This is a genomic window from Escherichia sp. MOD1-EC7003 (assembly GCF_002965065.1).
Taxonomy (GTDB): Bacteria; Pseudomonadota; Gammaproteobacteria; order Enterobacterales; family Enterobacteriaceae; genus Escherichia.
The window spans coordinates 1-237 of sequence record NZ_PTRE01000319.1 but is presented as its reverse complement, the minus strand read 5'-3'; the positions used below and the strand labels follow the sequence as shown (position 1 = coordinate 237).

Sequence of the window (237 nt, the reverse complement as noted above, 5' to 3'; positions counted from 1 at the left end):
GCGGTCACAAAATGTCAGAAATGCCGCTCAAGGTGCGCGAATGGAAATGCCCCGGCTGTAATGTTGAACATGACCGCGATATAAACGCGGCGCTCAACATACAGCACAAAGGCATAACAGAATTAATGGCGGCAGGACTTGTCGTCAAAGCCCATCGAGGCTTGCGTAAGTCTGGCTCTATGCCAGTTGCAGCCTAAGAAGTGGGAAGCCTCGCCGTTTACGGCGGGGAGCAGTCAC

1 protein-coding gene is annotated in these 237 nt (G+C 53.6%); it reads left to right on the top strand.

Going from position 1 to position 237, the window contains the following annotated elements:
- Window positions 1–197, top strand: a 197-nt coding sequence (locus A7090_RS25580; RefSeq protein ID WP_157941511.1) for a zinc ribbon domain-containing protein, incomplete at its 5' end; no start/stop codon positions are given.
- Window positions 198–237: the final 40 nt, after the last annotated feature.